At 66.7% G+C, this 26,657-nt stretch carries 25 protein-coding genes; 12 read left to right on the top strand and 13 right to left on the bottom strand.

The window, feature by feature from the left end; all coding sequences use genetic code 11:
- Positions 1 to 205 precede the first annotated feature (205 nt).
- The 3 genes from UU7_RS16140 to UU7_RS16130 all read right to left on the bottom strand — a co-directional run bounded on the left by UU7_RS16140 (position 206) and on the right by UU7_RS16130 (position 2,875).
- Positions 206 to 1,459, bottom strand: a complete 1,254-nt coding sequence (locus UU7_RS16140; RefSeq protein ID WP_007810178.1) for a polyhydroxyalkanoate depolymerase — start codon at positions 1,457 to 1,459, stop codon at positions 206 to 208.
- An 89-nt stretch (positions 1,460 to 1,548) separates the two neighbouring features.
- Positions 1,549 to 2,316, bottom strand: a complete 768-nt coding sequence (locus tag UU7_RS16135; RefSeq protein ID WP_007810176.1) for a class I SAM-dependent methyltransferase — start codon at positions 2,314 to 2,316, stop codon at positions 1,549 to 1,551.
- 55 nt (positions 2,317 to 2,371) lie between these two features.
- Positions 2,372 to 2,875 (bottom strand): RDD family protein, encoded by a 504-nt coding sequence (locus UU7_RS16130; protein WP_040673611.1) that lies wholly within the window; start codon positions 2,873 to 2,875, stop codon positions 2,372 to 2,374.
- A gap of 31 nt (positions 2,876 to 2,906) precedes the next feature.
- Here UU7_RS16130 and xerD point away from each other — a divergent pair, with 31 nt between their 5' ends.
- From xerD to UU7_RS16100, 6 genes are all read left to right on the top strand, one after another.
- Complete coding sequence (xerD, locus tag UU7_RS16125) at positions 2,907 to 3,842, top strand: site-specific tyrosine recombinase XerD (RefSeq protein ID WP_157582382.1); 936 nt, start codon at positions 2,907 to 2,909, stop codon at positions 3,840 to 3,842.
- Between the two features lie 193 nt (positions 3,843 to 4,035).
- Positions 4,036 to 4,806 carry a DsbC family protein gene (locus UU7_RS16120; RefSeq protein WP_193385091.1) on the top strand — a complete coding sequence of 257 codons (771 nt, stop codon included), beginning with the start codon at positions 4,036 to 4,038 and terminating at the stop codon, positions 4,804 to 4,806.
- Between the two features lie 363 nt (positions 4,807 to 5,169).
- Complete coding sequence (gene purL, locus UU7_RS16115; protein ID WP_007810167.1) at positions 5,170 to 9,087, top strand: phosphoribosylformylglycinamidine synthase; 3,918 nt, start codon at positions 5,170 to 5,172, stop codon at positions 9,085 to 9,087.
- Between the two features lie 29 nt (positions 9,088 to 9,116).
- Positions 9,117 to 9,857 (top strand): hypothetical protein, encoded by a 741-nt coding sequence (locus UU7_RS16110; protein ID WP_040673601.1) that lies wholly within the window; start codon positions 9,117 to 9,119, stop codon positions 9,855 to 9,857.
- 67 nt (positions 9,858 to 9,924) lie between these two features.
- Complete coding sequence (locus tag UU7_RS16105; RefSeq protein WP_007810165.1) at positions 9,925 to 10,845, top strand: glycosyltransferase family 2 protein; 921 nt, start codon at positions 9,925 to 9,927, stop codon at positions 10,843 to 10,845.
- A 61-nt stretch (positions 10,846 to 10,906) separates the two neighbouring features.
- Positions 10,907 to 11,815, top strand: a complete 909-nt coding sequence (locus UU7_RS16100; protein ID WP_007810164.1) for a DMT family transporter — start codon at positions 10,907 to 10,909, stop codon at positions 11,813 to 11,815.
- Positions 11,816 to 12,299: 484 nt separating this feature from the next.
- On the opposite strand, the gene UU7_RS16095 is transcribed toward UU7_RS16100, so the two are convergent.
- The 5 genes from UU7_RS16095 to UU7_RS16080 form a co-directional block, all read right to left on the bottom strand.
- Positions 12,300 to 12,812, bottom strand: a complete 513-nt coding sequence (locus UU7_RS16095; RefSeq protein WP_157582379.1) for a hypothetical protein — start codon at positions 12,810 to 12,812, stop codon at positions 12,300 to 12,302.
- Positions 12,809 to 13,840 (bottom strand): RHS repeat-associated core domain-containing protein, encoded by a 1,032-nt coding sequence (locus UU7_RS17795; RefSeq protein ID WP_083846017.1) that lies wholly within the window; start codon positions 13,838 to 13,840, stop codon positions 12,809 to 12,811. The genes UU7_RS16095 and UU7_RS17795 overlap by 4 nt, the downstream gene beginning before the upstream one ends.
- Positions 13,841 to 14,317: 477 nt before the next feature.
- Positions 14,318 to 14,806 carry a DUF2127 domain-containing protein gene (locus tag UU7_RS16090; protein ID WP_007810157.1) on the bottom strand — a complete coding sequence of 163 codons (489 nt, stop codon included), beginning with the start codon at positions 14,804 to 14,806 and terminating at the stop codon, positions 14,318 to 14,320.
- Between the two features lie 106 nt (positions 14,807 to 14,912).
- Positions 14,913 to 15,107 carry a YbdD/YjiX family protein gene (locus UU7_RS16085; protein ID WP_007810154.1) on the bottom strand — a complete coding sequence of 65 codons (195 nt, stop codon included), beginning with the start codon at positions 15,105 to 15,107 and terminating at the stop codon, positions 14,913 to 14,915.
- A gap of 1 nt (position 15,108) precedes the next feature.
- Entirely contained in the window at positions 15,109 to 17,184 is a 2,076-nt protein-coding gene (locus UU7_RS16080) for a carbon starvation CstA family protein (protein ID WP_007810153.1), read from the bottom strand.
- A gap of 173 nt (positions 17,185 to 17,357) precedes the next feature.
- Between UU7_RS16080 and UU7_RS16075 the strand changes: the two genes are divergently transcribed.
- The 5 genes from UU7_RS16075 to UU7_RS16055 all read left to right on the top strand — a co-directional run bounded on the left by UU7_RS16075 (position 17,358) and on the right by UU7_RS16055 (position 21,004).
- Positions 17,358 to 18,152: a DUF4197 domain-containing protein gene (locus tag UU7_RS16075; RefSeq protein ID WP_007810152.1), complete on the top strand. Its 795-nt coding sequence runs from the start codon at positions 17,358 to 17,360 to the stop codon at positions 18,150 to 18,152.
- Between the two features lie 133 nt (positions 18,153 to 18,285).
- Positions 18,286 to 18,822 carry a peptide deformylase gene (gene def, locus UU7_RS16070; protein ID WP_007810150.1) on the top strand — a complete coding sequence of 179 codons (537 nt, stop codon included), beginning with the start codon at positions 18,286 to 18,288 and terminating at the stop codon, positions 18,820 to 18,822.
- The gene (locus tag UU7_RS16065; protein ID WP_007810148.1) at positions 18,822 to 19,103 is read left to right on the top strand and encodes a DUF427 domain-containing protein; all 282 of its coding nucleotides are present in this window, start codon (positions 18,822 to 18,824) and stop codon (positions 19,101 to 19,103) included. Before def ends, UU7_RS16065 begins: the two co-directional genes overlap by 1 nt.
- 64 nt (positions 19,104 to 19,167) lie before the next feature.
- Positions 19,168 to 20,361, top strand: coding sequence for an acyltransferase family protein (locus tag UU7_RS16060; RefSeq protein ID WP_007810147.1), 1,194 nt, complete (start codon positions 19,168 to 19,170; stop codon positions 20,359 to 20,361).
- Between the two features lie 274 nt (positions 20,362 to 20,635).
- On the top strand, positions 20,636 to 21,004 hold the full coding sequence (locus UU7_RS16055) for a hypothetical protein (RefSeq protein WP_007810145.1): 369 nt from the start codon (positions 20,636 to 20,638) through the stop codon (positions 21,002 to 21,004).
- A gap of 46 nt (positions 21,005 to 21,050) precedes the next feature.
- Here UU7_RS16055 and UU7_RS16050 read toward each other — a convergent pair whose 3' ends face one another.
- Positions 21,051 to 21,800, bottom strand: a complete 750-nt coding sequence (locus tag UU7_RS16050) for a hypothetical protein (protein WP_007810143.1) — start codon at positions 21,798 to 21,800, stop codon at positions 21,051 to 21,053.
- Between the two features lie 194 nt (positions 21,801 to 21,994).
- Here UU7_RS16050 and UU7_RS16045 point away from each other — a divergent pair, with 194 nt between their 5' ends.
- Positions 21,995 to 22,228 (top strand): hypothetical protein, encoded by a 234-nt coding sequence (locus UU7_RS16045; RefSeq protein ID WP_007810141.1) that lies wholly within the window; start codon positions 21,995 to 21,997, stop codon positions 22,226 to 22,228.
- Between the two features lie 35 nt (positions 22,229 to 22,263).
- Here UU7_RS16045 and pyrF read toward each other — a convergent pair whose 3' ends face one another.
- The 4 genes from pyrF to UU7_RS16025 all read right to left on the bottom strand — a co-directional run bounded on the left by pyrF (position 22,264) and on the right by UU7_RS16025 (position 26,538).
- Positions 22,264 to 23,082 (bottom strand): orotidine-5'-phosphate decarboxylase, encoded by an 819-nt coding sequence (gene pyrF / locus UU7_RS16040; protein ID WP_007810139.1) that lies wholly within the window; start codon positions 23,080 to 23,082, stop codon positions 22,264 to 22,266.
- A 141-nt stretch (positions 23,083 to 23,223) separates the two neighbouring features.
- Positions 23,224 to 24,891 (bottom strand): energy-dependent translational throttle protein EttA, encoded by a 1,668-nt coding sequence (ettA, locus tag UU7_RS16035; RefSeq protein WP_007810137.1) that lies wholly within the window; start codon positions 24,889 to 24,891, stop codon positions 23,224 to 23,226.
- A gap of 145 nt (positions 24,892 to 25,036) precedes the next feature.
- Positions 25,037 to 25,645 carry a TetR/AcrR family transcriptional regulator gene (locus tag UU7_RS16030; protein ID WP_007810135.1) on the bottom strand — a complete coding sequence of 203 codons (609 nt, stop codon included), beginning with the start codon at positions 25,643 to 25,645 and terminating at the stop codon, positions 25,037 to 25,039.
- Positions 25,642 to 26,538, bottom strand: coding sequence for an NmrA family NAD(P)-binding protein (locus UU7_RS16025; protein WP_007810133.1), 897 nt, complete (start codon positions 26,536 to 26,538; stop codon positions 25,642 to 25,644). The genes UU7_RS16030 and UU7_RS16025 overlap by 4 nt, the downstream gene beginning before the upstream one ends.
- Positions 26,539 to 26,657: the final 119 nt, after the last annotated feature.

Here is a 26,657-nt window from a genome sequence, read left to right as displayed (position 1 = left end):
CGGGGTGGCCTTTCTCTTGGGTTACTTTCTCTTTGGCCACTCAAAGAGAAAGTGACTCGGTCGCCGAAGGCGATCGACCGCTCTGCACTTGAGCTCTCGCTTTTCTGGGCATAACGCGAGAACAGAACTTGCCCTCCGAAGGAGGACGAAAGCCCATCACTCTGAAGCCAACGAAACGCGCCGCGCAGCGGATAACCTGCCAGCGCTACTTCGCCACCTGATCAAACTTGCGGATGAAATCCCGCACCTGCGGGTACACCGTTTCGCGCCAGCGGCGGCCGCTGAAGATGCCGTAGTGGCCAGCGCCTTCGATCACCCGGTGGGCGCGGCGCCCGGCCGGGATGCTGCTGCACAGGTCGTGTGCCGCTTCGGTCTGGCCCAGGCCGGAGATGTCGTCCAGTTCGCCCTCGATGGTGAGCAGGGCGCTGCGCTTGATCGCCGAGGGATCGACCCGTTCACCGGCCACGTCCCACAGGCCGCGTGCCAGCAGGAACTGCTGGAACACCTTCTCGATGGTGTCGAGGTAGAACGCCGCCGGCATGTCCAGCACGGCGTTGTATTCGTCGTAGAACTTGCGGTGCGATTCGGCATCGTCCTGGTCGCCGCGCAGCAGGTCCTGGTAGAAATCCCAGTGCGAAGTCATGTGCCGGCCGGGGTTCATCGCGATGAAGCCGGCGTGCTGCAGGAAACCGGGATAGACCTCGCGTCCGCGCCCCGGGTAATTCGGCGGCACGGTATGGATCACGTTGCCCTTGAACCACGACAGCGGTCGCTGGGTGGCGAGGTTGTCGACGCTGGTGGGGCTGCGCCGGGGGTCGATCGGGCCGCCCATCATGGTCAGGCTGCGCGGGGTATCCTCGCCGCGCGCGGCCATCAGCGACACCGCCGCCAGCACCGGCACGGTCGGCTGGCATACGGAGATCACGTGCAGGCTGGCAGCGCCGATGTGACGGATGAACTCCTCGACGCAGGCGACATAGTCGTCCAGTCCGAACGTGCCTTCGGCCGCCGGCACCATGCGTGCGTCGACCCAGTCGGTGATGTACACCTTGTGGTCGCGCAGCAGGGTGCGCACGGTATCGCGCAGCAGCGTGGAGTGATGGCCGGACAGTGGCGCCACCACCAGCACCACCGGATCGTTCTTCATCTTCTCGATGGTCGAGGGATCGTCGCTGAAACGCTTGAAGCGCTTGAGCTGGCAGAACGGCCTGGCCAGCGCGACCCGTTCGATCACCGCGATCTCGTGGTCATGCGCGGTGGCGCTGTGGATGCCGAACTCCGGCTTTTCGTAATCCTTGCCCAGCCGGTGCATCAGCTCGTAACCGGCGGCCAGCCGTTGCGCGCCCGGCACCTGGGCAAACGGACTGCTGGTGTCGTTGAGCATGTTCGCGCTGGCCTGCGCGAAATGGCTCAGCGGGCCGAGGAACGCACGTTGCCACTCATGGATCTGATAGAGCATCGAAGGGGGATTGCCGGGACGAAAGCAGCCATCTTAGCGCCGTTTTGGCGGTGCGTGTTGCGATGCCGCAGCGGCGGCTCCCAATCCAATCAGTGGCTTGGCGCTGTCGCTGGCCGATACGTGCAGCGCAGCAGCACCTCGTCGACGCCAGCGGTGTCGCCCAGTCCCGCATGCCATTGCAGCGGTTTCTGGAAGCGCAGCCCGATCGGCATGAAGACCCGGTTGTACCACCACATCGCGCGTTCGCGCTGGTGCGTGAGGTACCACTGGCCCAGCGCCAGCAGGCGCGAGGAGCCCGGTTGCATGCCGTAGACCGCGCTCTGTTCCAGGACGAAACCATGTGCAGCCAGCCGGGCCAGGATTTCCGCCGGTTCGTAGCGTCGGTAATGGCCCACGAACTCGTCGAAGGCGGTCCACGCCTGCGGATGCAGCGGCACCGACAGCAGCACGCTGGCGCCCGGTGCGGCGACGCGGGCCAGTTCGGCCAGTGCGCCGTCGTCATCGGCGACGTGTTCGAGGATGTCGAGCGCGCAGACCAGGTCGAAACTGGCGTCGGCGCAGGGCAGCTGACCGATCATCCCGTGGATCGCGTTGCCGCCGCCGGCCCGCAGCCGGCGCAGCGCGGCATGGCTGAGGTCGACGAAACAGGTGCCGGCCAGCGGCAGTCGCGGGCGCAGGCCCGGCGCCACTTCCAGCCGGCGCGGCGCAGCCTCGGCCAACTCGCGCGACAGCGGCCAGGTATTGAAACGTTCCGGCCCGATCAGCCTGGCCGCGGACCACAGCGATTCGTAGAAGCCGCGGTTGATGCGGACCAGGTCGGCATCGCTGCGGCTGGTGTCGGCTCGGCTTCGGGTCATCGGCGGATTGAACCTTTCCCGGGCTGAGCACGGCGTGAAGCCGGACGCTGCGGCCTCAATCGAGCCGCCGCACTTCGGTGCCCGCCGCGAAATCGTGCACGGCGCGCCGGCGACGATCGAACAGCGCCACGGCAAACCAGCCCGCCCACACCACCAGCAGCGTCCACAGCGTGGTGCGCAGACCGAACGCGGGCGCCAGCAGCAACAGCACCATCGGCGCACCGGCCACCAGCAGGCGGATCACCGCCTGCTGCAAGGTCACCGTGCCGCCATCGTCGCGGGTCACCCGGATGCGCCACGGCCGCATGCCCACGGTCTGTCCGCCGCGCCGCCACGAACTGATGAAGTACGCCGCCACCACCAGGCCCTGCAGGCACTGGTACCAGAGCGGGATCACGGTCTTCGCGCCGGTGGTGATCAGCTTGCCGCCGGTGGCGAGCTGGCACAGCAGGCCCACCACCATCACGATCGCCACCACGATCAGCAGGTCGTAGACCAGCGCCAGCAGGCGGCGCCACAGCGGGCAGGGGGCAGGGGTGGCGGTGGAATCTGCGGGCATCGTGTCCGGTCGCTTGCGTCGGGCGCGCGCAATGGCCAGCATCGTGCGCATGGAGAAGGAAATGATCCGCGACAGTATCGCCGAAGCCGACCGCCGCAGCATCGCCGCGTTCGTCGAGCGGGTGTGGTCGGAGGACGGCCTGGCCGATCGCACGCTGGAAGCGTATCGGCGCGACCTGGAATCGCTGGCCGCATGGCTGGCCAGCCACGGTCGCGAGCTGGCCACGGCGCGGCGCGAGGACATTTCCGCCTATCACGGCAGTCAGGCGGTGGCGGTGCGATCGCTGGCGCGACGGCAGTCGGCGTTCCGCCGCTATTACGCGTTCCGGGTCCGCAACGAGCCCGGCTTCGCCGATCCCACCTTGCTGATCGAACGTCCGAAGCTGCCGCGCAGCCTGCCCAAGGCGCTGGCCGAACGCGAGATCGACGGCCTGCTGCAGGCGCCGGACAGCACCACCATGCTGGGTCTGCGCGATCGCGCGATGCTGGAACTGATGTACGCCTCCGGCCTGCGCGTATCCGAGCTGGTCGAACTGCCGCTGGCCGCGCTGAATTCCCGCCAGGGCGTGCTGCGGGTGACCGGCAAGGGCGGCAAGGATCGCCTGGTGCCGGTCGGCGAAGAGGCGCTGGCACACATCGGCAAGTACCTGGCCGATGCCCGTCCCGCACTGGCGAAGGGACGACAGCCGGCGGCGCTGTTCCTCAGCCAGCGCGGCGAGGGCATGACCCGGCAGATGTTCTGGACCCTGGTCAAGCGCTACGCGCTGCGCATCGGCATCCATCCGAAACGCATCTCGCCCCACGTGCTGCGTCATTCCTTCGCCACCCACCTGCTCAACCACGGCGCCGACCTGCGCGCCCTGCAGATGCTGCTGGGCCACAGCTCGCTCAGCACCACCCAGATCTACACGCTGGTGGCGAAGGAAGGATTGAAGCGGCTGCATGCGCAGCATCATCCGCGGGGGTGATGGCGGATTGCCGTGAGATGCCTGGGTCGGGGAGTGCAATGGCGCGGTGCCGGCGTGGCTGGCTCGCGGGGAGATTCCGGCACAACCCGGGCCCTGCCATACCGTCGCACATCCCCGGACGAGCCCTCGGCCTGTGCGAGAATGGGCGATACCGTCGATCCCCGCGACGGATCGATGAACGAGGCTGGTGATGCTGAAGAATCTTGTGTTGGCGCTGTGCCTGGGTGGTCTTTCGCTGAGTGCCTGCGCCGTGCAGAACGAGCCGGCGGCGGCCGCCACTGCGGCGGTGACGCCGGCCGTGCGCGAGATGGTGCAGAAGGCGATCCGCAGCCTGGCGCCGAACATCAACGTGGACGTGATCGAGCCGGCGCCGATGCCGGGCTTCTACCAGGTGATCGCCTCGGGCCAGATGCTCTACATCAGCGCCGACGGCAAGTACATGATGCACGGCGACCTGATCGACCTGGGCCGCAAGCAGAATGCCAGCGACGACGCCTGGGCGCGCTTCCGCAAGGCCGAACTGGCCAAGGTGCCGGAATCCGAGCGCATCGTCTATGCGCCGGCCAACCCGAAGTACACGATTTCCGTGTTCACCGACGTCAACTGCGGCTTCTGCCGTGCGCTGCATGAACACATCGCGGACTTCAACAAGGAAGGCATCGCGGTGGAATACCTGGCCTGGCCGCGCGAAGGCCTGGTGACCACCGCCGGTGGCCCCACGCCGACCTATACCGAAATGGTGTCGGTATGGTGCGCCAAGGACCGCAAGGCAGCGTTCACCGCGGCCAAACAGGGGCGCCCGCCCGCGCCGACGACCTGCGTGAACCCGGTCAAGGACCAGTTCAACCTGGGCGTGAGGCTGGGCGTCAACGGCACCCCGGCGATCTACGGCCCGGACGGCCGCACCCTGGGTGGCTACGTGACGCCCGAACAGCTGCTGCAGGCGTTGAAGCAGGGCGGTTGATTCCCGATGCTCCCTCCCCTGCAAGGCAGGGTGGAGCGAATGTGTGATTCCCTGCCTTGCTCCCTCCCCTGCGCAGCAGGGGAGGGCTGGGGTGGGGTGCTCTTTGCGGCAGGATCAAGAGCGACCCCTCCTAATCTCCCCCTGCGCGAAGGGAGGGAGGGGCAAAAGCCAGGGGCGCGGCTTCGCTGGGACGGCTTGGGTAGCCGGGGCTACCCCCTCCCAACCTCCCCCTGCTAGCAGGGGGAGGGGCGAATGTGTCTTCGGCGCAGCCGAAGACGGCTTGAGCTGGAAGGGGGGTCTCGGCGTAGCCGAAGACGGCTTGAGCTAGAATGGGCAATTCCCTCGCATAGCTTCGTTCCCCGCATGATCGCACTCGACGGGCAGAACGCCCTCTCGCCGTTCCGCCTCGAACGCCTCAATGCCCACCTTGATGCCCTGCATCATGGCGTGCGCGTGCAGGCGTCGTGGTTCGTCCATTTCATCGACGCCGACAGCGCGCCCACCGGCGAGCTGCGCCAGCGGCTGCTGGCCGTGCTGGAGGCGAAGGACGCCGCGCCGGAGCCGGCCACGCTGTGGGTGGTGCCGCGGCTGGGCACGATTTCGCCGTGGTCGAGCAAGGCCACCGACATCCTGCACGGCGCCGGTTTCGATGTGCCTGGCTTCAACCTGCGTCGGGTGGAACGCGGGCAGGCCTGGCTGGTCGCCGGGCTGCCGGCGGAGGATGCGCCCGATCACGCCGCGATCCTGGCGGTGCTGCATGACGCGATGACCCAGTCGGTGCTGACCCGCATCGACGAGGCGCAGGGCCTGTTCCTGGCCGGGACACCCGGCGACCTGGTGCACGTCACGCTCGGCGCCGATCCGCAGGCGGCGCTGGCCGAGGCGAACCGGCGGCTGGGCCTGGCGCTGGCCGACGACGAGATCGAGTACCTGGTCGATCGCTACGCCGAGCTGGGTCGCGATCCCACCGACGCCGAACTCTTCATGTTCGCCCAGGCCAACTCCGAGCATTGCCGGCACAAGGTGTTCAACGCCAGCTGGACGGTGGATGGCGAGGAACAGGACAAGAGCCTGTTCGGCATGATCAAGCACACCCATCAGCAGTCGCCCGCACATACGCTGTCCGCCTATTCGGACAACGCCGCGGTGATCGAAGGCAGCACCGGCCGCCGCTTCTTTGCCGATCCGGCCGATCGCGTGTGGCGGGGCCACGAGGAACGCATCGACTTCGCGATCAAGGTGGAAACGCACAACCATCCCACCGCGATCGCGCCGTGGCCCGGTGCCGCCACCGGCGCCGGTGGCGAGATCCGCGACGAGGGCGCGACCGGCCGCGGGGGCAAGCCGAAGGCCGGCCTCACCGGTTTTTCGGTCTCCGACCTGCGCATTCCCGGCCATCCGCAGCCGTGGGAAGTGCAGCGGCCGCTGCCGCCGCGCATGGCCAGCGCGTTCGAGATCATGCGCGACGGCCCGCTGGGCGCGGCCGCGTTCAACAACGAGTTTGGCCGTCCCTGTCTGGGCGGCTATTTCCGCAGCTATGAAGCCGAGCTGCCCGGCCAGCCCGGTTTCCGCCGCGGCTACGACAAGCCGATCATGCTGGCCGGCGGCCTGGCCAACCTGCGCCCTGGCCACGTGCTGAAGCGCCCGGTGCAGCCGGGCAACAAGGTGATCGTGCTGGGCGGCCCGGCGATGCTGATCGGCCTGGGCGGTGGCGCGGCCTCGTCGGTGGCCGGCGGCGCGTCGAGCGCGGAGCTGGACTTCGCCTCGGTGCAGCGCGACAACGCCGAGATGGAGCGGCGCTGCCAGGAAGTGATCGACGCCTGTTGCGCCCGCGGCGACGCCAACCCGATCGTCAGCGTGCATGACGTGGGCGCCGGCGGCCTGTCCAACGCAATCCCCGAGCTGCTCAACGATGCCAGCGTCGGCGGCGTGATCGACCTGTCGAAGATCCCCTGCGACGACCCCTCGCTGTCGCCGATGCAGGTGTGGAGCAACGAGTCGCAGGAGCGCTACGTGCTCGCCATCGCGCCGGAGAACCTCGCGGAATTCGAGGCCATGTGCCAGCGCGAGCGCTGCCCGTACGCCGTCGTCGGTGACGCCACCGTCGAACGCCGCCTGCTGGTGACGCGTGCCGCTGTCGCTTCTGACGATTCCCGATTCCCGATTCCCGATTCCCGGGAGGTCGTCATCGACCTCCCCATGGACGTGCTGTTCGGCAAGCCGCCGCGGATGCATCGCGATGCGAAGCGGATCAAGCCGCGCATCGATCTGGTGCCGGATCTGTCCGGCGTGGGCATGGACGAGGCCCTGCTGCGCGTGTTGCGCCTGCCTACCGTGGGCAGCAAGAGCTTCCTGATCAACATCGGCGACCGCACCGTCGGCGGCCTCAACCATCGTGATCCGATGGTCGGCCCGTGGCAGGTGCCGGTGGCCGATTGCGCGGTGACGATGGCCGACTTCGACGGCTACGCCGGCGAGGCGATGGCGATGGCCGAACGCGCGCCGGTGGCCGTACTGAACAGCGCCGATGCGGCGCGACTGGCGGTGGGCGAGGCGATCACCAACCTGGCCGCCGCTTCGATCGCCAGCCTCGGCGACATTCGGCTGTCGGCCAACTGGATGGCCGCGGTGAATCATCCGGGCGAAGACGCCGCGCTGTTCGACGCGGTCAAGGCGGTGGGCATGGAACTGTGCCCCGCACTGGACATCTCGATCCCGGTCGGCAAGGACTCGCTGTCGATGCAGACCGTGTGGCACGACGGCCAGACCGACCAGCGCACGGTGTCGCCGGTGTCGCTGGTGATCACCGGCTTTGCCCGCGTCACCGACGTGCGCCGCACGCTCACGCCGCAACTGCGGCTGGATCGCGGGCATTCGGAACTGTGGCTGATCGATCTGGGCGCGGGTCGCGATCGCCTCGGCGGTTCCTGCCTCACCCAGGTATTCAACCGTTCCGGTGGCGTGCCGCCGGACCTGGATGATCCGAAACGCCTCAAGGCACTGTTCGAGCTGATCCAGGAAGCGAACGCCGCCGGCATCCTGCTGGCCTATCACGATCGTTCCGACGGTGGCGTCATCACCACCCTGATGGAGATGGCCTTCGCCGGCCACTGCGGCCTGGAAATCCATCTGGACGGCTGGGCCGAGGCGACCCTGCGCGCGCTGTTCAACGAGGAACTCGGCGCGGTGGTGCAGGTGGCCGAGGCCAACCGCGAGGCGTTCGAGGCGCTGCTGGTGAAGTACGGCCTGGCCGGCATCGGCTACCGCATCGGGCGGCCCAAGGAAAAACTGGGCATCAAGCTGTTCCTCGGCGACGAGACCTTGTTCAAGTGGAACTGGAGCACGCTGTTCAAGGCGTGGAACGAGACCAGCCACGCGATGCAGCGCCAGCGCGACAACCCGCAAAGCGCAGACGCCGAACTGGAATGGCGGATGGACGATGCCGACCCGGGCATCAGCCCGAAGCTCAGCTTCGATCCGGCGCAGAACGTGGCGGCGCCGTTCATTGCCAGCGGCGAGCGTCCACGCATCGCGATCCTGCGCGAGCAGGGCGTCAACGGCCAGGTGGAAATGTCGGCGGCCTTCACCCGCGCCGGCTTCGACGCGGTGGACGTGCACATGTCCGACCTGGCCAGCGGGCGGGTGAAGCTGGCGGATTTCCGCGGCTTCGCGGCCTGCGGCGGTTTCTCCTACGGTGACGTGCTCGGTGCCGGTCGCGGCTGGGCCACCTCGATCCTCTACAACGACATGCTGCGCGAGCAGTTCAGCGCGTTCTTCGCCGACCCGACCAGGTTCGCGCTGGGCGTGTGCAACGGTTGCCAGATGCTGTCGCAGCTGAAGGAAATCATCCCCGGCGCCCAGCACTGGCCGAAGTTCCTGCGCAATGCGTCGGAGCAGTACGAGTCGCGCCTGGTCACGCTGGAGATCCTCGACACGCCGAGCCTGTTCTTCAAGGGCATGGCCGGTTCGCGGATTCCGGTGGCAGTGGCGCACGGCGAGGGCCGGGTGAGCTTCCCCCAGGTGTGCAGTCCGTCGAAGTCGAACGGCGCGGTGCGTTTCGTCGACAACCGCGGCAAGCCGACCGAAAGCTTCCCGCTCAACACCAACGGCTCGCCCGGTGGCCTGGCCGGCTTCACTGCCGCCGATGGCCGCGTCACGATCATGATGCCGCACCCCGAGCGCGTGTTCCGTACCGCACAGCTGAGCTGGCATCCGGACAGCTGGGGTGAGGATTCGCCGTGGATGCGCATGTTCCGCAACGCGCGCGTGTGGTGCGGCTGAACCTCCTGCGGTTGACGAGGCGCTGAGCGATGGCCTGGCGCCGCTGGCCCGCGTCGCGGGCGTTGCTGTCGGTCGTGGCGTGGATGGCCGTGCTGGCGGTGTTGCCGTGGTGGCTGGACCTGCCGTTGCTGCTGTCGCTCGCCGCCTCGACGGTGTTGCTGCAACATCGCCTTGCCGGGACGCACGCCGCGATGATCCGTCGCGCGCTGCGCTGGGGACTGCCGGGCATGCTGTTCGCGCTGCAGCGCAGCCTGGGTGGCGACGCGATGGCCTGGGGCGCGGCCCTGCTTGGCGCGCTGGCCGGCTACACCCTGCTGGCGGGGCTCGAGGCCTGGCTCGATCGCGAACTGCGACGCGCTCCGCCGGCACCGCCATCGCCCGAATGGCCGGAACTGGCGCTGGCACCCAGCGGACCGCCGGCGCGGATCATCGAATTGCAGCCGGTGCGCTGGCAGCCCGTCGCCGATCATCCGTCCGATCCGCTGGGCGGCAACGTGGTGTGCAGCGATGGCCACTGCCGGCTCGCCACCGGCGAGTGCATCGATGACGTGGGCGACGCGGTCGCCTTCAGCGTTTCCGGTCGCTGGCTGATCGCACGCCTGCGCGACGAACGCTCGCTGCTGTTGTGGGATCGCCAGCGCGATCGGCGATACCGCTTGCGGCGCTGGCAACTGGTCGGCTGGGATGGCGAGCAGCCCTGGCTCGGCCGCGGCGACGATGCGATGCCACTGGCCTTGCCGGCCGTGCTCGGCCGGGACGACGAAGGCTGAGGCCGGAGTCGCGCGCTGTCGACGCTTCGAGGTTTTACGTTCACGCGTCACCGCGCATACTTGCCGAATGGATACCCCTGCATTCCATCGCTCGCCGTTCACGCTGCCGCTCAGCGTGGTCGTGGTATCCGCCGACAGCGGTCCGGCCCTGCGCGAATGCGTGCGCAGCATCCTGGCCAGTTCGCTGGCCCTGGAACTGCTGCTGGTCGACAACGACTCGCACGACGGCGTGCCCGAGGCGATCGAGCGCGCGCATGCGCACGACAGCCGGCTCAAGGTGATCTACAACCACCGCAACCTCGGCTTCGGCCCCGCGGTGAACCTCGCCTCGCAACAGGCGCAGGGCGATGCGCTGCTGGTGCTCAACCCCGACTGCGTCCTGCAGGAAGGTGACCTGCAGCGACTGGTCGGCCTGCTCGCCGGCAAGCCGAAGGTGGGGCTGATCGGCGCGGTGGTCTGCGATGCCGAGGGGCGCGCCGATCCGGCATCCTGGCGGCGCGATCCGTTGTTGCAGCGTTCGCTCAACAGCCTGTTCAACCGGGCCGGCGAGAAGGTCAACGTCGGCGGGGAGATCCCGCCCCGGCTGATCGAGGCCGAGGCGGTGTCCGGCGCGCTGATGCTGATGCCGCGCGCGCTGTTCCGCCGGATGGGCGGCTTCGACGAAGACTACTTCCTGCACTGCGAGGACCTGGACCTGTGCCGGCGCGTGCGCGACATCGGCTACCAGGTGCTGCTGGCCGGCGACATCCGGATACACCACGGCAAGGGCAGCTCCAGCCGGCACCGTCCGGTGTTCGTCAGCCGGCACAAGCATCGGGGCATGTGGCAGTGGTTCCGCAAGCACGATCCGGCGGCCGACAACCGGCTGGTTTCGGTGACCGTGTGGCTGGGCATCTGGACCCACTTCCTGCTGCAGATTCCCGGACAGCTGTGGCGGTTGCTGCTGCTGAAGGCCCGCCGCCGGCCAGTGCCGGTCGACAACGAGTAGGCCGCGACACCGCGCGCCGGTTGCGCTAACGTGCCCGCCTCACTGCCGCCCCGCCTTCCCGATGTCCGCCACCCACCGCCACCACACCCTGCTGGCCACGCTCGGCCTCATCGCGATGACCGCCGTGTGGGGCTCGACCTTCGTGCTGATCAAGGATGTGGTCGGCCGCATGCCGGTGGCGGACTTCCTCGCCGTGCGTTTCGCCATCGCCGCGGTGGCGATGCTGGCGCTGTTCGCCCGGCCGGTGTGGCGGCTGGGGCGAGGCCAGCTGCTGCGTGGCCTGCTGCTGGGCCTGGTCTACGGTTGCGGCCAGCTGCTGCAGACCTGGGGCCTGTCGCTGATCGCGCCCAGCGTCAGCGGCTTCGCCACCGGCATGTATGTGGTGTTCACGCCGATCCTGGCGATGCTGCTGCTGGGCCAGCGCATGGCCGGCATCGTGTGGCTGGCGGTGGCGTTGTCCACGCTGGGTCTTGGCCTGCTGTCGTTGAACGGCGTGTCGGTGGATCTCGGCGTATGGCTGACCCTGGCCTCGGCCGCGCTGTACGCGCTGCATATCGTCTTGCTCGGCCAGTGGTCGCGACCGGGCGACGCGTTCGGGCTGTCGGCGGTGCAGATGGTCGCCATCGCGGTGGTCTGCCTGCTCGCCACTGCGCCGCACGGGCCGGTGCTGCCACCCGATCGCGGCGCGTGGCTGGCCATCCTGTACATGGCGCTGATCGCGGGCGCCGGCGCGATGCTGATGCAGACCTGGGCGCAGTCGCACCTGCCGGCTGCCCGCGCCGCGATCGTGATGACCACCGAGCCGGTATTCGCCGCCGCGTTCGCGGTGCTGCTGGGCAGCGACGTGCTGAGCTGGCGCATGCTGGTTGGCGGCGGGCTGATCCTGGTGGCGATGTATCTGGTCGAGCTGCTGCCGCCGAAGGGGGGGGCGATTACGTTGCCGGCGGAGGCGGTGCATCACGAGGTGTGAGGGGGCGCGGTGGATCTGGGCGATCACCGCGTCTTGGTGTTTTTGGATCAGAAGCGTTTCGTCCTCCTGCGGAGGGCGAGTCACTTCTCTTGAATCGCCAAGAGAAGTAACCAAGAGAAGGCGACCCTCCTCGGCGCTTGCCGGGCTGCGCCCGCCAAGTCCGTGAGTCGCGGCCGGGCTTTTCGACAGGACTCCTGTCCTGGCGAAAAGGCGCCGGCATCCATGCCGCCGCCCCTGCGGGCCTGTCGTCCCCGACTCACCGCCTCACAAGGGGGGAAGTTCAAGATCAACGGCTACCGCAACCGCAACGGCAACTGCCAAGCGCACTCCATCGTGATGCTACAAAAATTTGCCCCACAGTCTTCGCGAATGTGGCAAAGCAAGACCTGACCCTAAGGCTCTAAGGCTTCTTCGGACCACCACCTTTGCTAACTACGAGAAGCTGACATTCTCGGTGACTACCGGTGATACATGACGAGAGGTTTCACTTCGTACCGTCGCCAAGCTTTCCCTTTTTGCTTCTCCACGGCAGCAGATACGATCGGTCAATGTGCATGTCGTCTAAGGCAAAACGAAGTTCACCCTGCTCTTTGATCAATCGTCCACATGCAAGGACATCTTGCCGATAATACTGAATCTTGCTCATGTCTTTCTTGTACTTCGCCCCTTCCATGGCTCGCAGTTTTTCAAACAGATCACTGGTCACATTGAATGGCGGCCGGGTTGAAAAACCGTGTCTTTGACTGTAGACAGTGGACTCCTCATCGGCGGTGGTTAGAACTGTGAAGTTCGACTTCTCAGCGAGCCAGATGCGCGTGTATTCCTTCGCATCGGTGGTCAGGACTGCATGTGTCTGAATCCGTCTGTTGAGAAACCGGTTCTGGTTCATGAGCAACTGATCGAGAGAAACAAGCTTAGCGCCGTCACAAAAACATGCTGCATCGGCCTGCGCTGAAACGAGACACCAAAGTACGCCAAAAATCCATCGGGTTTTCATGGACATTTACCACCCGGACAATAACTGACGGTTGAAGTCTCGGCTTCGCTATACACCTGTTGCATGTTCAATCCGCCACTTGTGGTCCAAGTTCCCCACAAGGGGTCACTCTGGCCCATCCCTTCCCATATTGGTGTTTCAGCACGTACCCCACGAACCTCGTGCCAGAACTCGTTCACCGGATCACGGGGTTTGTCGCCAGCCAGCATGTCATCCATCACATGTTGAATTTCATGCCTTCCAGTGGCTGCGAAGTTCGCTTCGCCCTGTTGAGTTTTCGGCTGCGCGTTGAGCTGCGCCAGATTAAGCGTGAGGGTTGGTGTCTGACCTTTTGGAGCAGATCCCCAACCGAGCGCGGTCGACATTGGCTGGTTAACGGTAACGACGTGTATGGCGCCGCCATCGTTCGCGGTCCCTAAAGCCGTGATACCTGCCGCGAGCGATTTGTACGCAGGACTACCTCTCTTGTAGTGCTGTTGAGCTTTCTGGAAGTCGCCTCGAAGCTTCGTCCCTGCATCACAAGATGCCTTGTTGTTACATTCGAACATGCCGGTCGGGTCAATCTTGTTAATGGGATTATTGCCGACGTACGCGTAGTCGTTAAACCCAGCCTTCCGGCCCGCAGGATCAGGTGAGAGGAATCGCCCCACCGCCGGATCGTAATAGCGCGCCTGCATGTACACCAACCCGGTATCAGGGTCGTTCACATGACCCGTATACCCCGGCCCGTTCGGCGCGCCGCTCATGCCGTTGCTTGTAACCGCCGTGCCGTATGGCGTGTAATCGTACGTCGCCACGATGTTGCCTCTGGCATCGGTCTCCGCCAGTACGGTGCCCTGCGGATCGGTGTAGTAATAATGCACCGTGCCGGTCGGCGCCGATGTCGTGCCAGCCACCATGGCGGCATGCGCAGCCGCGGCGGCTTGCTCGGCGGCATTTCCGCCGCTCGTTTGCGCCGCGCAGTACAGCGGAACTGCAAGTAATAGAATCCAGACAAGGCTGGTGCAGCGCTTGCAAAAACGAAACATTCCGTTGCCCCTGATTGTCGCTGCATTGCGCAAGCATGTTGGATTTGACAGCCACAATCTGCTCAGGTCAAGGACGCATGCAAGCACGAACACGAGCACAGGCAAGCGCGGGGTGATCCAGGTCTACTTTCGTAGCATCTCGATAGAGCGTGCTTGGCCTTTGCCGCGGATCTTGCCCTTGTACTTCACTCCCTTGTGAGGCGGTGAGTCGTGGGCGACAGGCCCGCAGGGGCGGCGGCATGGATGCCGGCGCCTTTTCGCCAGGACAGGAGTCCTGTCGAAAAGCCCGGCCGCGAGTCACGGACTTGGCGGGCGAAGCCCGGCAAGCGCCGAGGAGGGTCGCCTTCTCTTGGTTACTTCTCTTGGCGATTCAAGAGAAGTGACTCGCCCTCCGCAGGAGGACGAAACGCTTCTGATCGAGTCACTCAGTGAAGTGTTGCTGGGTAGAACCGCAAACCAATCCACCAGAGCCCGTCGCTACTTGCGAGGCTGCAGCGCGATGCGCACCAGATAGATGATGATCACCACGTTGCCGAGCAGGGTGGCCAGCTTCAGCCAGCCGAAGTGGTACAGCGTCTCGTACAGTTCCAGCGGAATCAGCGAGCCGGTGGCGATCACGGTGAACCATTCGGCCCAGTGCTTGCCCAGCCACAGGCCCACGCCCTCGATCGCGAACAGCACCGCGTAGCCCAGCGCCACCGCGCCGACCGCCACGAACCTGCTGGGGCCGAAGTCCTGCAGCAACTCCACCAGTTTCCAGCGCAGGCCATTGCTGTCGGCCAGCGAAAGATGCCCCAGCCAGTGCACCAGCCGGTCGAAGTTCTGCTCGTGATAGAAGTGGAAGGCCGCCATCGCCACCAGCAGCAGGCAGACGGTCTTGACCATCTCGTAGATGGCGATGATGCGCAGGCCGGCGTGATGTTCTGACGGCGTGGCGGAAGGCGAGGGATGCTTGCGTGGGAACATGGAGGCCAGGCGGTACAGGCAATCCGCCCATTGTCCTCGCCTGGGCCGGGATCGCCAGTGCGCTTTGGCACGGCGATCACCGGCAGGGCATCAGGATCGTGGCGGATCAGCAGCAGCGCCCGCCGCCGCCCTTGTAGCGGGCTTCCTGCCGTTCGCGGAAGAACTCGCCGTAGCTGGGCACCTTGCGCTCGGGATGATGCTCGCGCAGATGCTTCACGTAGACGTCGTAGTCGGGCACGCCGCAGCACAGGCGGGCGGTCTGCACCGCCCACTTGCGCACGGACCGGAAGGTCGCGTCCATCTCAGCCGGCCACGCTGGTCAGCGCCACGTACGGTTCCTCGTGCGCGGTCGGGTGGTTCGCCTTCCAGCCCCTGACCAGCGCGCGCAGGCAGAACGCCACCATCGCCACGATCAGCAGCATGAACAGGCCGGTCAGCGCCATGTCCACGTAGTTGTTGGTGACGATCTGCTGCATCTCGGCCGGGGTCTTCGCCGGGGCCAGCAACTGGCCCTGCTGCATCGCGGCCGAATACTTGTTGGCGGCGGCGGTGAAGCTGATCGGGCCGCTGAGTTTCTGCCAGCCCGCGGTGAGCGTGCAGATGATCAGCCAGATCGCGGGGATGCCCGGCACCCACACGTAGCGCTCGCGCTTGAGTTTCACCACCACCACGGTGGCCAGCATCAGCGCGATCGCGGCCAGCATCTGGTTGGCGATGCCGAACAGCGGCCACAAGGTGTTGATGCCGCCCAGCGGGTCGACCGCGCCCTGGTACAGGAAGTAGCCCCAGATGAACACGCAGATCGCGGTGGCCAGCAGGTTGCCGGTCCACGAGTCGGTTTCCTGCAGCGGCTTGTGGATCAGGCCGGTGATCTCCTGGATCATGAAGCGGCCCACGCGGGTGCCGGCATCGACCGTGGTGAGGATGAACAGCGCCTCGAACAGGATCGCGTAGTGGTACCAGAACGCCATCATGCCGCCGCCGGGGATGATGTTGTGCAGCAGCTGGGCCATGCCCACGGCCAGCGTGGGTGCGCCGCCGGCGCGACTGAGGATGCTGTTCTCGCCGATGTTCCTGGCCGTCTGGATCAATTCGTCCGGAGTCACCACGAAGCCCCACTGGCTGATCGTGGTGGCGGCGTCCTGCACGGTGGTGCCGATGATCGCGCCCGGCGCGTTCATCGCGAAGTACACGCCCGGGTGCAGCGAGGCGGCGGCGACCAGCGCCATGATCGCCACGAACGCCTCCATCAGCATGCCGCCGTAGCCGACCATGCGCGCCTGGCTTTCGTTGGCCAGCAGCTTGGGCGTGGTGCCCGAGGCGATGATCGAGTGCCAGCCCGACACCGCGCCGCAGGCAATCGTGATGAACAGGAACGGGAACAGGTTGCCGGCGAACACCGGGCCGCTGCCGTCGATGAAACGCGTCACCGCCGGCATCTGCAGCATCGGCGCGGACAGGAAGATCGCCAGCGCCAGCAGCGCGATGGTGCCGATCTTGAGGAAGGTGGACAGGTAATCGCGCGGCGCCAGCAGCAGCCACACCGGCAGCACCGAGGCGCAGAAGCCGTAGCCGATCAGCCACCAGGCCAGCGCCTTGGCGTCGAAGTCGAACAGCGGCGCCAGCGTGGCCGACTCGGCCACGAAGCGGCCGGCCCAGATCGACGCCAGCAGCAAAAGCAGGCCGATGATCGAGACTTCGAGAATCCGGCCGGGCCGGAACCAGCGCAGGTAGACGCCCATCAGCAACGCGATCGGAATGGTGGCGGCCACGGTGAAGGTGCCCCACGGACTGTGCGTGAGCGCCTTGACCACCACCAGGGCCAGCACCGCCAGCACGATCATCATCAGCACCAGCACGCCGATCATCGCCACCAGGCCGGGCACCGGGCCCAGCTCCTCGCGCAGCATGTGGCCCAGCGAGCGGGCGTCGCGGCGCAGCGAGAGGCCGAGGATCATGAAATCCTGCACCGCGCCGGCAAACACCACGCCGAACAGGATCCACAAGGTGCCGGGCAGGTAGCCCATCTGCGCGGCCAGCACCGGACCGACCAGCGGGCCGGCCCCGGCGATCGCGGCGAAGTGGTGGCCGAACACCACCCACTTGTCGGTGGGCACGTAGTCGAGGCCGTCGTTGCGCAGCACCGAGGGCGGCGCGCGGGTCGGGTCCAGCTTCAGCACCGAGTGCTCGACGAACTTGCCGTAGAAGCGGTAGCCGATCACGAAGATCGCAATGGAGGCGGCCACCAGCCAGATCGCGTTGATCGGCTCGCCTCGTCGCAGCGCCACCACACCCAGGCAGAACGCGCCCACGATGGCGATGGCGACCCACAATATCTTGCTGGCCGGGCTGGGCTTGGGCATGACGGTGGCTTGCATGGCTGGGCTCTCCTCGGTGGTCGCCCAAGGGTCTGCCCGTCGGGCGGCGGGGTCAATCCCAAAACCCGCAAAGCGGCATTAGCCATTGGTCGAATGGCGTGGCGATGGAGATCACGCCATGGGCGGGATTGCAGGGCTACACTGATCGCCCTGTCGATCCCGAGGAATTGGTCATGCGTATCGCCATTCGCCACGGCGTGTTCGGACTGGCTCTCGCTGCGGCGATGGTGCCGTTGGCGGCGATGGGTGCCGGCCAGTTCAAGGACTTGTTGAACAAGGTCAAGCAGTCGACCCACGGCTCGACCTCCTCGCAGCTGGGCAGCAACCTGCCGAGCAGTGACATCGCCGCCGGCCTCAAGGAGGCGTTGGCCAAGGGCACCACCAATGCGATCAACAGCCTGGGCCGCGACGGCGGTTTCTGGAACAACAGCAAGGTGCGCATTCCGTTGCCGGGCAAGCTGGAACAGGCCGGCAAGCTGGCGCGACAGCTCGGCCAGGGCGCCAGGGTCGATGCGTTCGAGCTGAGCATGAACCGGGCGGCGGAAAAGGCGGTGCCCCAGGTGGCCGAGATCTTCGGCGACGCGATCCGCAAGATGACGCTGAGCGATGCGCGGGGCATCCTCGCCGGCGGCGACCATGCGGCCACCGACTTCTTCCGTCGCGTCGCCGGCGACGCGCTGACCGCGCGCATCCACCCGATCGTGGCCAGGGCCACCGACAGCGTCGGCGTCACCCAGAAGTACAAGTCGTTCACCTCGGGCAGCGCGGGCGGCGAACTGGGCGGCTTGCTGGGGTCGCTCGGTGGCGGCAAGTCGAGCAGGAACGGCAACGCGCTGGACCTGGACGACTACGTCACGAAGAAGACGCTGGACGGCCTGTTCACCACGATCGGCGAACAGGAGCAGTCGATCCGCCACAACCCCGGCGCGCGCACCACCGATCTGCTGAAGAAGGTGTTCGGCGGCTGAAGCCGCTTGCGGCTTCGGCAAACCGGTACGGGCTTTGCCTGGCTTTTCGCTCTTGCAGCATTGGCATCGCCGCTTGCATCGACATCGCATCGACCACAAATCATCCAGTAACAGCGTTCAAGGCGAGGCTCCGATGATTCGTGAAATCCTGAAGATGGGCGATCCGCGCCTGCTGCGCGTCGCGCCGAGCGTGCCCGCCGCGATGATCGGCACGGCCGAGCTCGATGCGCTGATCGTCGACATGTTCGACACCATGCACGCCGCCGACGGCGTGGGGCTGGCGGCGCCGCAGATCGGTGTCGACCTGCAGCTGGTGATCTTCGGTTTCGACAACAACGAACGCTACCCCGAGGCGCCGGCGGTGCCGCGCACGATCCTGCTCAATCCGGTGATCACGCCGTTGTCGCAGGACATGGAGGAGGGCTGGGAAGGCTGCCTGTCGGTGCCGGGCCTGCGTGGCGCGGTGAACCGCTACAGCCTGATCCGCTACCAGGGCATCGACCCCCAAGGCGAACGCATCGACCGCCGCGCCGAAGGCTTCCACGCCCGCGTGGTGCAGCACGAATGCGACCACCTGATCGGCCGGCTGTATCCGTCGCGCATCACCGACTTCAGCCGCTTCGGCTACACCGATGTGCTGTTTCCGGGGCAGGAGCTGGGAGACGACTGATGAGAGCCACCTGGAACGACGCCGTTCTGGCCGAAACCGACGATACCGTCGTGGTCGAAGGCAACCACTACTTTCCCGCTGCGTCGTTGCGGCATGAATACTTCCGCGAGAGCGATCATCACAGCGTCTGCCCCTGGAAGGGCACGGCCAGCTACTACGACGTGATCGTCGGTGACGCGGTCAATGCGCAGGCCGCATGGTATTACCCGCACCCAAAGGAAGCCGCCGCGCAGATCGCGGGGCGCGTCGCCTTCTGGAAAGGGATACGCGTCATCGACTGAGGTGCAGTTGCCGAGGCCCCGGCGCTCGTCGATGATGCGGCATCGTCTCGATGCGGCTTCATCCATGCAGACCGTGCCAGCCTCTTCCGGAAATGCCGTCGAAGCGACACGCGCCCGCAACCCCGGCATTGATCTGCTGCGCGGGCTGGCGATCGTGCTGGTGGTGCTCAACCACCTGGGCTTGCGCATTCCGTTGAAGCAGAGTGCGCTGGCCGACGTGCTGCCGCCATGGTTGCTGAGCCGCCTGAACTACAACGGCTACGAGGCCGTGTTCGTGTTCTTCGTGATTTCCGGCTTCCTGATCGCGGGCAATGCGCTGCGTCGCCGGGGCAGCCTGGAGCGGATCGACCTGCGCGCGTTCTACGCGCGGCGCTTCGCCCGCATCGTGCCCTGCCTGCTGGCGCTGATCCTGGTGCTCAGCGTGCTGCACCTGCTGGGCGTGCAGGATTACGTGATCCATCGCGAGGGCCAGTCGCTGCCGCGGGCGATCGTTGCCGCGCTCGGCCTGCATCTGAACTGGTACGAGGGACGGACCGGTTACCTGCCCGGCAACTGGGACGTGCTGTGGTCGTTGTCGATCGAGGAAGTGTTCTACATCGGCTTCCCGCTGGTCTGCCTGGCGACGCGTCGGCGTGGGGTGCTGATGCTGGTGCTGGGCGCGCTGGCGCTGTCGATGCCGTGGACGCACGCGGCCTTGCGTGGCAACGAGATCTGGCAGGAGAAGGCGTACCTGCCCGGCATGTCGGCGATCGCCATCGGTGTACTGGGTGCGCTGCTGGCAGCGCATTGGCGCTTGCCGCCACGACGCACCAGCGGGCTGCTGGGTTGGCTCGGCGCGGTCGGCCTGATCGCGGCAACGATCTTCGGGGCCGCGATGTGGCAGCTGCTTCGCGATGGCTACCTGTTGCTGCTGGCGGTCTCGGCGCTGTGCCTGCTGCTGGCCTGCGAGCAGCGCCAGCGGCGCGGTCCGTGGCAACCGTGGCGCGGGCTGGGCTGGCTGCGTTCGTGGGGGCGGCTCAGCTACGAGATCTATCTGAGCCACATGTTCGTGGTGTTCGCCGTGGTGCGGATTTTCCGGCTGGCCGGCGGCGATCCGCGTTGGGGGCACCTGTGGTACCTGCTGGCGCTGCCGCTGTGCTGGCTGCTTGGCAAGGCGGTGGAGCGCTGGCTGTCGCTGCCATGCGAGCGCTGGTTGCGGGCACGGCTGCTGCGCCCGCGTACGGCGGCAGCTGCCCCGGTGGCGATGGCGGTCGACTGAGCGCAGACGCCACCACGCGGAACTTCATGACGCAGGCCGCGCCGAGCGGGCGCAGTGCGGCGTGGTCGCGGCGAGATGCGTGATGTTTGCCGCATCGCGTCCGTGGCTGTTCAAGGGTGTGCGGGTGTGGACGCCATCTTGACCAGGCCCGCGGTACTTTCCGGAAGTGCAGTGCTTGCCGCCCCTGACAGCGCCCGATCCGACGCTGCAAGGAACGAAGAGCGCTGGCGGGTGCACCGCACAACGTCCGGGAGAGGTCTGGAACATCGGCACCATGAAACATGCCAAGCCACCGCCGTCACGCCATGTCGTCAATTGGGACCATCCCGACCTGGAGTCCCTGCTCGACAAGACGGCGGGATGGGGGCTGGATCATCGGGGCGCGTTCGAGCCCGTTCCGTGCGAACTGCACGTGGGCTGGGGGGCGGTGGTGGGCCGTCCCGCGTCGTTGCTGTACGAAGGCGAGGGTGTGCTGGTGATCGCGGCGAACTTCGTCATTTCCCCGGCCGAGAATGTCCGTATCGACTACCTGCAGGCAGGCCGCATGCGCTCGCGTTGGGGCATCGTGGTCGAAGGCCGTGCCGGGCTTCGCGCCGAAGATGCCGAAAACGGCACCCGGGTGTATTGGGTGCACATGCGCTGAGCTCGCGGCGGGGACGCGGGCCGTCCATGGCCCGCCGTCGCGTTGCTCAGTGCTTTTCGGCCTGCGCGGCCTGTTCCTTCTCCGCGGCGGCCTTCGCCGAGGCGGCATCATCGAACTGCCACGCCGGCTTGCTGGCGTCATCGAGATTCAATTGTGCGCGTGCAAGTCCATCCATGCCGTTGAACTGGACATGGGCGGTTTTGGCATCGGTACCCATTTCAAAGGCCGCTCCCCGGGCCTTGGGGTCGCCGTAGTTGATGTACATCCCGGCGAAATTGTCCTGGTCGTCCACCATCAGGCCGATGGCCTCGTACGGGGGCGTGGCCCGATCGAGGGCGATGCCGACGCGTCCGCTGCCCATCGAAGCCATGCCACCGCGCTCGCTGCCCTTGGTGTCGTAAAGCGTCATGCCGTAGTTGTTGTCGTCGCCCCGACGCTTGTAGGTCTTGCCATCGATATGCAGGGTCGGCGTCTGCCCGACCGCGAGACGGTCGGCACCGGTCCTGTCGAGGAAGATGATGCCGTCCGAAGCATCATCCTTGCGGGTGCGGTCCTTGCTGGCCGGCACCGGTGCGCCGATCAGGATGCGGTCGTGGCCCTGGGCATCGGTGATCACCAGGCCCTGCGTGCGGATGATCGCGTCGGGCTTGGCCGGCGCCTCCGGTTTGCGCAGCAGGGACATGGCGGCCAGGGCAATCACCGCCAGCAGGGCGACGATCACCAGTACACGCAAACGGGCCACTTCATGTTGCAGGCGATTCCAGTCTTCCATGGGAATGTCGTTCCGGTCGGACATGCGTTGAGTTCCTTGGGGAAAGAGGGCTGCGCGGTGGAGCGGCCGGTGGCCGCCACCGGCAGGAACCAAGCCTACAGCGCTGGCGAACGCCAGGTGCCATCAGAAAACATCGCAGGAACGTGCGATGGCGTAGAGTGAGCCGGGGCGGAATCCCGCCCGGGAGAAATCCGGTGAAGAAAGAAGATGAAACACACATGCAGATCGTGTCTGCCGACATCAGTTCGGAGTCGCTGACCGGCATGGTGATCTTCCGGCCGCATTGCGTGTCACGCGCGGGACGCAATGCGGCCGAGGTGGGCAAGAGCGGCAACTGGTATGCCCTGCGGCCAGCCGAGGTGCGCAGTTTTGCGCGGGCGCTGCTCGATGCGGCGGACGCGCTCGACCTGAAGACGAAGATGCAGCACGCGGCGAAGTCCGCCGCGGTGTGACCGATGCGCCGGCGACGTGCCGGCGCATGCCTCATTCAATCGTGCCGATGACGATTGATGGTGTCGCGCAGTTCGCTGGCGGCGGCACGCGCGGCCAGCGCGAAGTCCTCGCCATGTCCCGCGTAAAGAATCGCCCGCGACGAGCTGATCATCAGACCCGTGCCGTCGCCCGTGCGGCCATGGCGCAACACCGCTTCCACGTCGCCGCCCTGGGCGCCGATGCCCGGCACCAGCAGCGGCATGTCGCCGACCGCCGCGCGCACCTTGCCCAGTTCCTCCGGCCAGGTGGCGCCGGTGACGAGGGCGCAGTTGCCGTGTGCGTTCCAGTCGCGGGCGATGGTCTCGGCCACGCGCAGATAGAGCGGTTGCCCACTGCAATCCAGCGCCTGGAAATCCGCGCCGCCCGGGTTGGAAGTGCGACAGAGCAGGATCACGCCCTTGTCGGCGCGGTCGAGGAACGGCTGGATCGAATCGCGGCCCATGTACGGGTTCAGGGTCACCGCGTCGGCAGCGAAGCGCTCGAAGGCTTCGCTGACGTAATGCTGCGCGGTACTGCCGATGTCGCCGCGCTTGGCGTCGAGGATCACCGGCACGCCGGGATGCTTGTCGTGGATGTGCGCGATCAGCCGTTCGAGCGTGTCCTCGGCGCGCAGCGCGGCGAAGTGCGCGATCTGCGGCTTGAACGCGCAGACCAGGTCGGCGGTGGCGTCGACGATGGCGGCGCAGAACGCGAACACCGCGTCGGGCGTGCCGCGCAGGTGCGCGGGGAATTTCGCCGGTTCCGGATCGAGTCCGACGCAGACCAGTGAGTCGTGGTCTTTCCAGGCCTGCTGCAGGGACTGCATGAAGTGCATCGGGGTCTCCGGTCACCGAGGTTTGCTCCTCCCCCTGCGTGCAGGGGGAGGCTGGGAGGGGGTTGCCCGGGCTGGCGGGGAAGATCAAGAGCTTGACCCCTCCCCAGCCCTCCCCTGCAAGCAGGGGAGGGAGCAAGGGCATTACGCCAGCTTCTTGTACTTCACCCGATGCGGCCGCGCGCCTTCGTCGCCGAGGCGACGCTTCTTGTCGGCCTCGTACTCGTTGTAGTTGCCGGGGAAGAACTCGACGTGCGAGTCGCCCTCGAAGGCGATGATGTGGGTGGCGATGCGGTCGAGGAACCAACGGTCATGCGAGATCACGATCGCGCTGCCGGGGAATTCCAGCAACGCGTCTTCCAGCGCGCGCAGGGTTTCCACGTCGAGGTCGTTGGACGGTTCGTCGAGCAGCAGCACGTTGCCGCCCTGCAGCAGGGTCTTGGCCATGTGCAGGCGGCCGCGCTCGCCGCCGGACAGGCTGCCGACGATCTTCTGCTGGTCGGTGCCCTTGAAGTTGAAGCGGCCGATGTAGGCACGCGACTGGATCTCGAAGTTGCCGATGGTGAGGATGTCCGAGCCGCCGGACACTTCCTGCCACACGTTGTTCTTCGGGTCGAGCGCGTCGCGCGACTGGTCGACGTAGGCGAGCTTGGTGGTGTGGCCCAGCTTCACTTCGCCGGAGTCCGGCGTCTCCTTGCCCATGATCATCTTCATCAGGGTGGACTTGCCGGCGCCGTTCGGTCCGATCACGCCGATGATCGCGCCCGGCGGCACCTTGAACGACAGGTCCTCGATCAGCACGCGGTCGCCGAACGACTTGGTGACGTTCTTGAACTCGATCACTTCCTGGCCCAGGCGCTCGCCCGGCGGGATGAAGATTTCATTGGTCTCGTTGCGGCGCTGGTAGTCGACCGAGTTCAGCTCCTCGAAGCGGGCCAGGCGGGCCTTGCCCTTGGACTGGCGGCCCTTGGCGGCCGAACGCACCCACTCCAGCTCCTTCGCGATGGCCTTCTGGCGCGACTTTTCCTGGTTCGCTTCCTGCTTCAGGCGGGCATCCTTCTGCTCCAGCCATTCGGTGTAGTTGCCCTTCCACGGAATGCCGCGGCCGCGGTCGAGTTCGAGGATCCACTCGGCGGCGTTGTCGAGGAAGTAGCGGTCATGGGTAACGGCGACGACGGTGCCGGGGTAGTCGTGCAGGAACTTCTCCAGCCAGTCCACCGATTCGGCGTCCAGATGGTTGGTCGGTTCGTCCAGCAGCAGCATGTCCGGCTTGGACAGCAGCAGGCGGCACAGCGCCACGCGGCGCTTCTCGCCACCGGACAGCGGTCCGATGACCGCATCCCACGCGGGCAGACGCAGTGCGTCGGCGGCCACTTCCAGCTGGCGTTCCAGCGCATGGGCGTCGTTGGCGGCGAGCAGGTTTTCCAGCTGTTCCTGTTCCTTGGCCAGCTTGTCGAAATCCGCGCCGTCTTCGGCGTAGGCGGCGTACACCTCTTCCAGCCGCTTCTGCGCGTCGAGGATCACGGAAACACCTTCCTCGACCACTTCGCGCACGGTCTTCTCGGGATTCAGGTCGGGCTCCTGCGCCAGGTAACCGATCTTGGTGCCCGGCTGCGCCCGCGCCTCGCCCTGGAAGTCGGTATCCACGCCGGCCATGATCTTCAACACGGTGGACTTGCCCGCGCCGTTGACGCCGAGCAGGCCGATCTTGGCGCCGGGGAAGAAGCTGAGCGAGATGTCCTTGATGATCTGCCGCTTCGGCGGAACGATCTTGCTGACACCGTTCATGGTGTAGATGTACTGCGAGCTCATGCAACCTCCGAAAGCGTGCGCCGCGCCACCGACAGGCAGGCGCGGAAAGGGAATTCACCAAACCGCGCATTATAGGCGAGGAGGGGTCGGAGTGCCTTTTCATTCCGACGAAAAGGCGCTCCGACCCCCGGTCCGGCCCAACCGGCTATTTGCGCCGTCGTGGCGGAGTGGGTGCCGGGGCCAGGCCGGCCAGCAGCAGGTCGAGCAGTCGGGTAAACGCCACATCCTCACCGGGCTGGTTCCACAGGTGGGAAAGCCCCGGATAGTGGAAGCGCGCCGTGGCGTCGAATAGGGCCCGCGCGGCGGCGGGCGGATCGAGCTCACGGAAGTCGCCACTGGCCATGCCGGCGGCAAGGATCGAGGCGATCTGCTGCTGCATGCGCTCCTTGTGCTCGGCGATCGCGTCGCCCGCTTCCGCCGCCAGCGCGCTGTAGGTGGCGAACAGCTCGGGGTCGCCCAGCACGTTGTCACGCTTGGCCTGGCGCAGGGTGGTAAACCACTGGCGCAGGCGCGCCGGCGGCGGCGTGCGGCTGTTGGCGATTGCCTGCAGCGGCGCCATCGAGCGCGCCAGCCAGCCGCGCAGGACCGCCTCGCGCAGTGCCGCCTTGCTGGCGAAGTGGCGGTACACGCTGCCGTGGCTGACCCCGAGCGCCTGTGCCACGTCGACCACGGTGGCCTTGCCGGGACCATAGCGGCGCAGGACATCCTCGGCGGCGGCGAGGATGCGTTCGGGGGTGAGGACGGAGTCGTTCATGCCGCCGATTCAAGCACATCGAACGTGGCGCAGACGAGTTCGTCCGCCACGTAACCCAGCGGGATGCGGCCGCAGACATGTTCCGTCGAACGCTTCTCGAAGCCGATCCAGCCGCTGTTGAAGCCGTCCAGCATGGCGATGCGCGGTGCGGTCCGATCGGCCGGCATGCCTTCGTCCACGAAGCGGGCCACCCATTGCTCGCGCGGTATCGCGATCGTTTCCACGTCGTGCTCCAGCACCGCGGCCAGCGACTGCGCCATGTCGAGCGGGCTGTAGCGTCGCGGACCCTCCACCTCGATCACCCGGCGACCGAACCAGGTTTCCTCCAGCGTGCTGGCGACGGTGCGGCCGACGTCGTCGGTGGAGACCATCGGTATCGGGCGGTCGAGCGGCTGCAGGTGGCTGGCAAGCCGCCCCTCGAATTGCGCCAGCGGCACATCCCAGCGCAGGTTTTCCATGAACCAGGCGGCGCGCACGTGGGCGCGCGGCATCGGCAGCGCGTCCAGCGCCTGTTCCAGCACGTGCAGCTGGGTGATCAGGCCCAGGTCGCGTTCCTGCTGGGCGCCGATCGACGACAGCGCCACGATCTTCGGCGGCTGTGCCTTGCGCAGGGCGGCGGTCAGGGTGTCGATCAGGGCGCGTGGTTCGGCGAAGTCCGCATCGGGCGTGAAGTTGGCGGGCAGCATCACGAACACGCCTTCGACGCCGGTGAAGGCCGCGGCCAGTGCCTCCGCATCCGACCAGTCGGCGACGACGAGCTCGGCGCCGCGGGCGGCCCACGCCGAGGCCTTGCTCTTGTTGCGCACGATGCCGCGCACGCGTTCGCCGCGCTCCAGCAGGTACTTCGCGGCGGCGCTGCCGACCTGGCCGGTGATGCCCATGATGGCGTACATGTGATGTCCTCGAAGAAAGGATGGAGGGTGTCCAGCGAAGTCGCGCTGGCTGTCGGGCGTCATCGCGGGTGCGGGGGATGGCCGTTGCCGGTTGGGGGGTCGGCCCGAGGGCTGCGTAC

Origin of the sequence: Rhodanobacter spathiphylli B39 (genome assembly GCF_000264295.1) — a bacterium.
GTDB lineage: Bacteria > Pseudomonadota > Gammaproteobacteria > Xanthomonadales > Rhodanobacteraceae > Rhodanobacter > Rhodanobacter spathiphylli.
This window is presented reverse-complemented; position numbering and strand designations above follow the sequence as displayed.

Bases quoted from the DNA above. Each gene is read 5' to 3' on its own strand.
- UU7_RS16140 (WP_007810178.1), bottom strand. From the start codon at position 1,459: ATGCTCTATCAGATCCATGAGTGGCAACGTGCGTTCCTCGGCCCGCTG.
- UU7_RS16135 (WP_007810176.1), bottom strand. From the start codon at position 2,316: ATGACCCGAAGCCGAGCCGACACCAGCCGCAGCGATGCCGACCTGGTC.
- UU7_RS16130 (WP_040673611.1), bottom strand. From the start codon at position 2,875: ATGCCCGCAGATTCCACCGCCACCCCTGCCCCCTGCCCGCTGTGGCGC.
- xerD (WP_157582382.1), top strand. From the start codon at position 2,907: ATGGCCAGCATCGTGCGCATGGAGAAGGAAATGATCCGCGACAGTATC.
- purL (WP_007810167.1), top strand. From the start codon at position 5,170: ATGATCGCACTCGACGGGCAGAACGCCCTCTCGCCGTTCCGCCTCGAA.
- UU7_RS16110 (WP_040673601.1), top strand. From the start codon at position 9,117: ATGGCCTGGCGCCGCTGGCCCGCGTCGCGGGCGTTGCTGTCGGTCGTG.
- UU7_RS16105 (WP_007810165.1), top strand. From the start codon at position 9,925: ATGGATACCCCTGCATTCCATCGCTCGCCGTTCACGCTGCCGCTCAGC.
- UU7_RS16100 (WP_007810164.1), top strand. From the start codon at position 10,907: ATGTCCGCCACCCACCGCCACCACACCCTGCTGGCCACGCTCGGCCTC.
- UU7_RS16095 (WP_157582379.1), bottom strand. From the start codon at position 12,812: ATGAAAACCCGATGGATTTTTGGCGTACTTTGGTGTCTCGTTTCAGCG.
- UU7_RS17795 (WP_083846017.1), bottom strand. From the start codon at position 13,840: ATGTTTCGTTTTTGCAAGCGCTGCACCAGCCTTGTCTGGATTCTATTA.
- UU7_RS16090 (WP_007810157.1), bottom strand. From the start codon at position 14,806: ATGTTCCCACGCAAGCATCCCTCGCCTTCCGCCACGCCGTCAGAACAT.
- UU7_RS16085 (WP_007810154.1), bottom strand. From the start codon at position 15,107: ATGGACGCGACCTTCCGGTCCGTGCGCAAGTGGGCGGTGCAGACCGCC.
- UU7_RS16080 (WP_007810153.1), bottom strand. From the start codon at position 17,184: ATGCAAGCCACCGTCATGCCCAAGCCCAGCCCGGCCAGCAAGATATTG.
- UU7_RS16075 (WP_007810152.1), top strand. From the start codon at position 17,358: ATGCGTATCGCCATTCGCCACGGCGTGTTCGGACTGGCTCTCGCTGCG.
- def (WP_007810150.1), top strand. From the start codon at position 18,286: ATGATTCGTGAAATCCTGAAGATGGGCGATCCGCGCCTGCTGCGCGTC.
- UU7_RS16065 (WP_007810148.1), top strand. From the start codon at position 18,822: ATGAGAGCCACCTGGAACGACGCCGTTCTGGCCGAAACCGACGATACC.
- UU7_RS16060 (WP_007810147.1), top strand. From the start codon at position 19,168: ATGCAGACCGTGCCAGCCTCTTCCGGAAATGCCGTCGAAGCGACACGC.
- UU7_RS16055 (WP_007810145.1), top strand. From the start codon at position 20,636: ATGAAACATGCCAAGCCACCGCCGTCACGCCATGTCGTCAATTGGGAC.
- UU7_RS16050 (WP_007810143.1), bottom strand. From the start codon at position 21,800: ATGTCCGACCGGAACGACATTCCCATGGAAGACTGGAATCGCCTGCAA.
- UU7_RS16045 (WP_007810141.1), top strand. From the start codon at position 21,995: ATGCAGATCGTGTCTGCCGACATCAGTTCGGAGTCGCTGACCGGCATG.
- pyrF (WP_007810139.1), bottom strand. From the start codon at position 23,082: ATGCACTTCATGCAGTCCCTGCAGCAGGCCTGGAAAGACCACGACTCA.
- ettA (WP_007810137.1), bottom strand. From the start codon at position 24,891: ATGAGCTCGCAGTACATCTACACCATGAACGGTGTCAGCAAGATCGTT.
- UU7_RS16030 (WP_007810135.1), bottom strand. From the start codon at position 25,645: ATGAACGACTCCGTCCTCACCCCCGAACGCATCCTCGCCGCCGCCGAG.
- UU7_RS16025 (WP_007810133.1), bottom strand. From the start codon at position 26,538: ATGTACGCCATCATGGGCATCACCGGCCAGGTCGGCAGCGCCGCCGCG.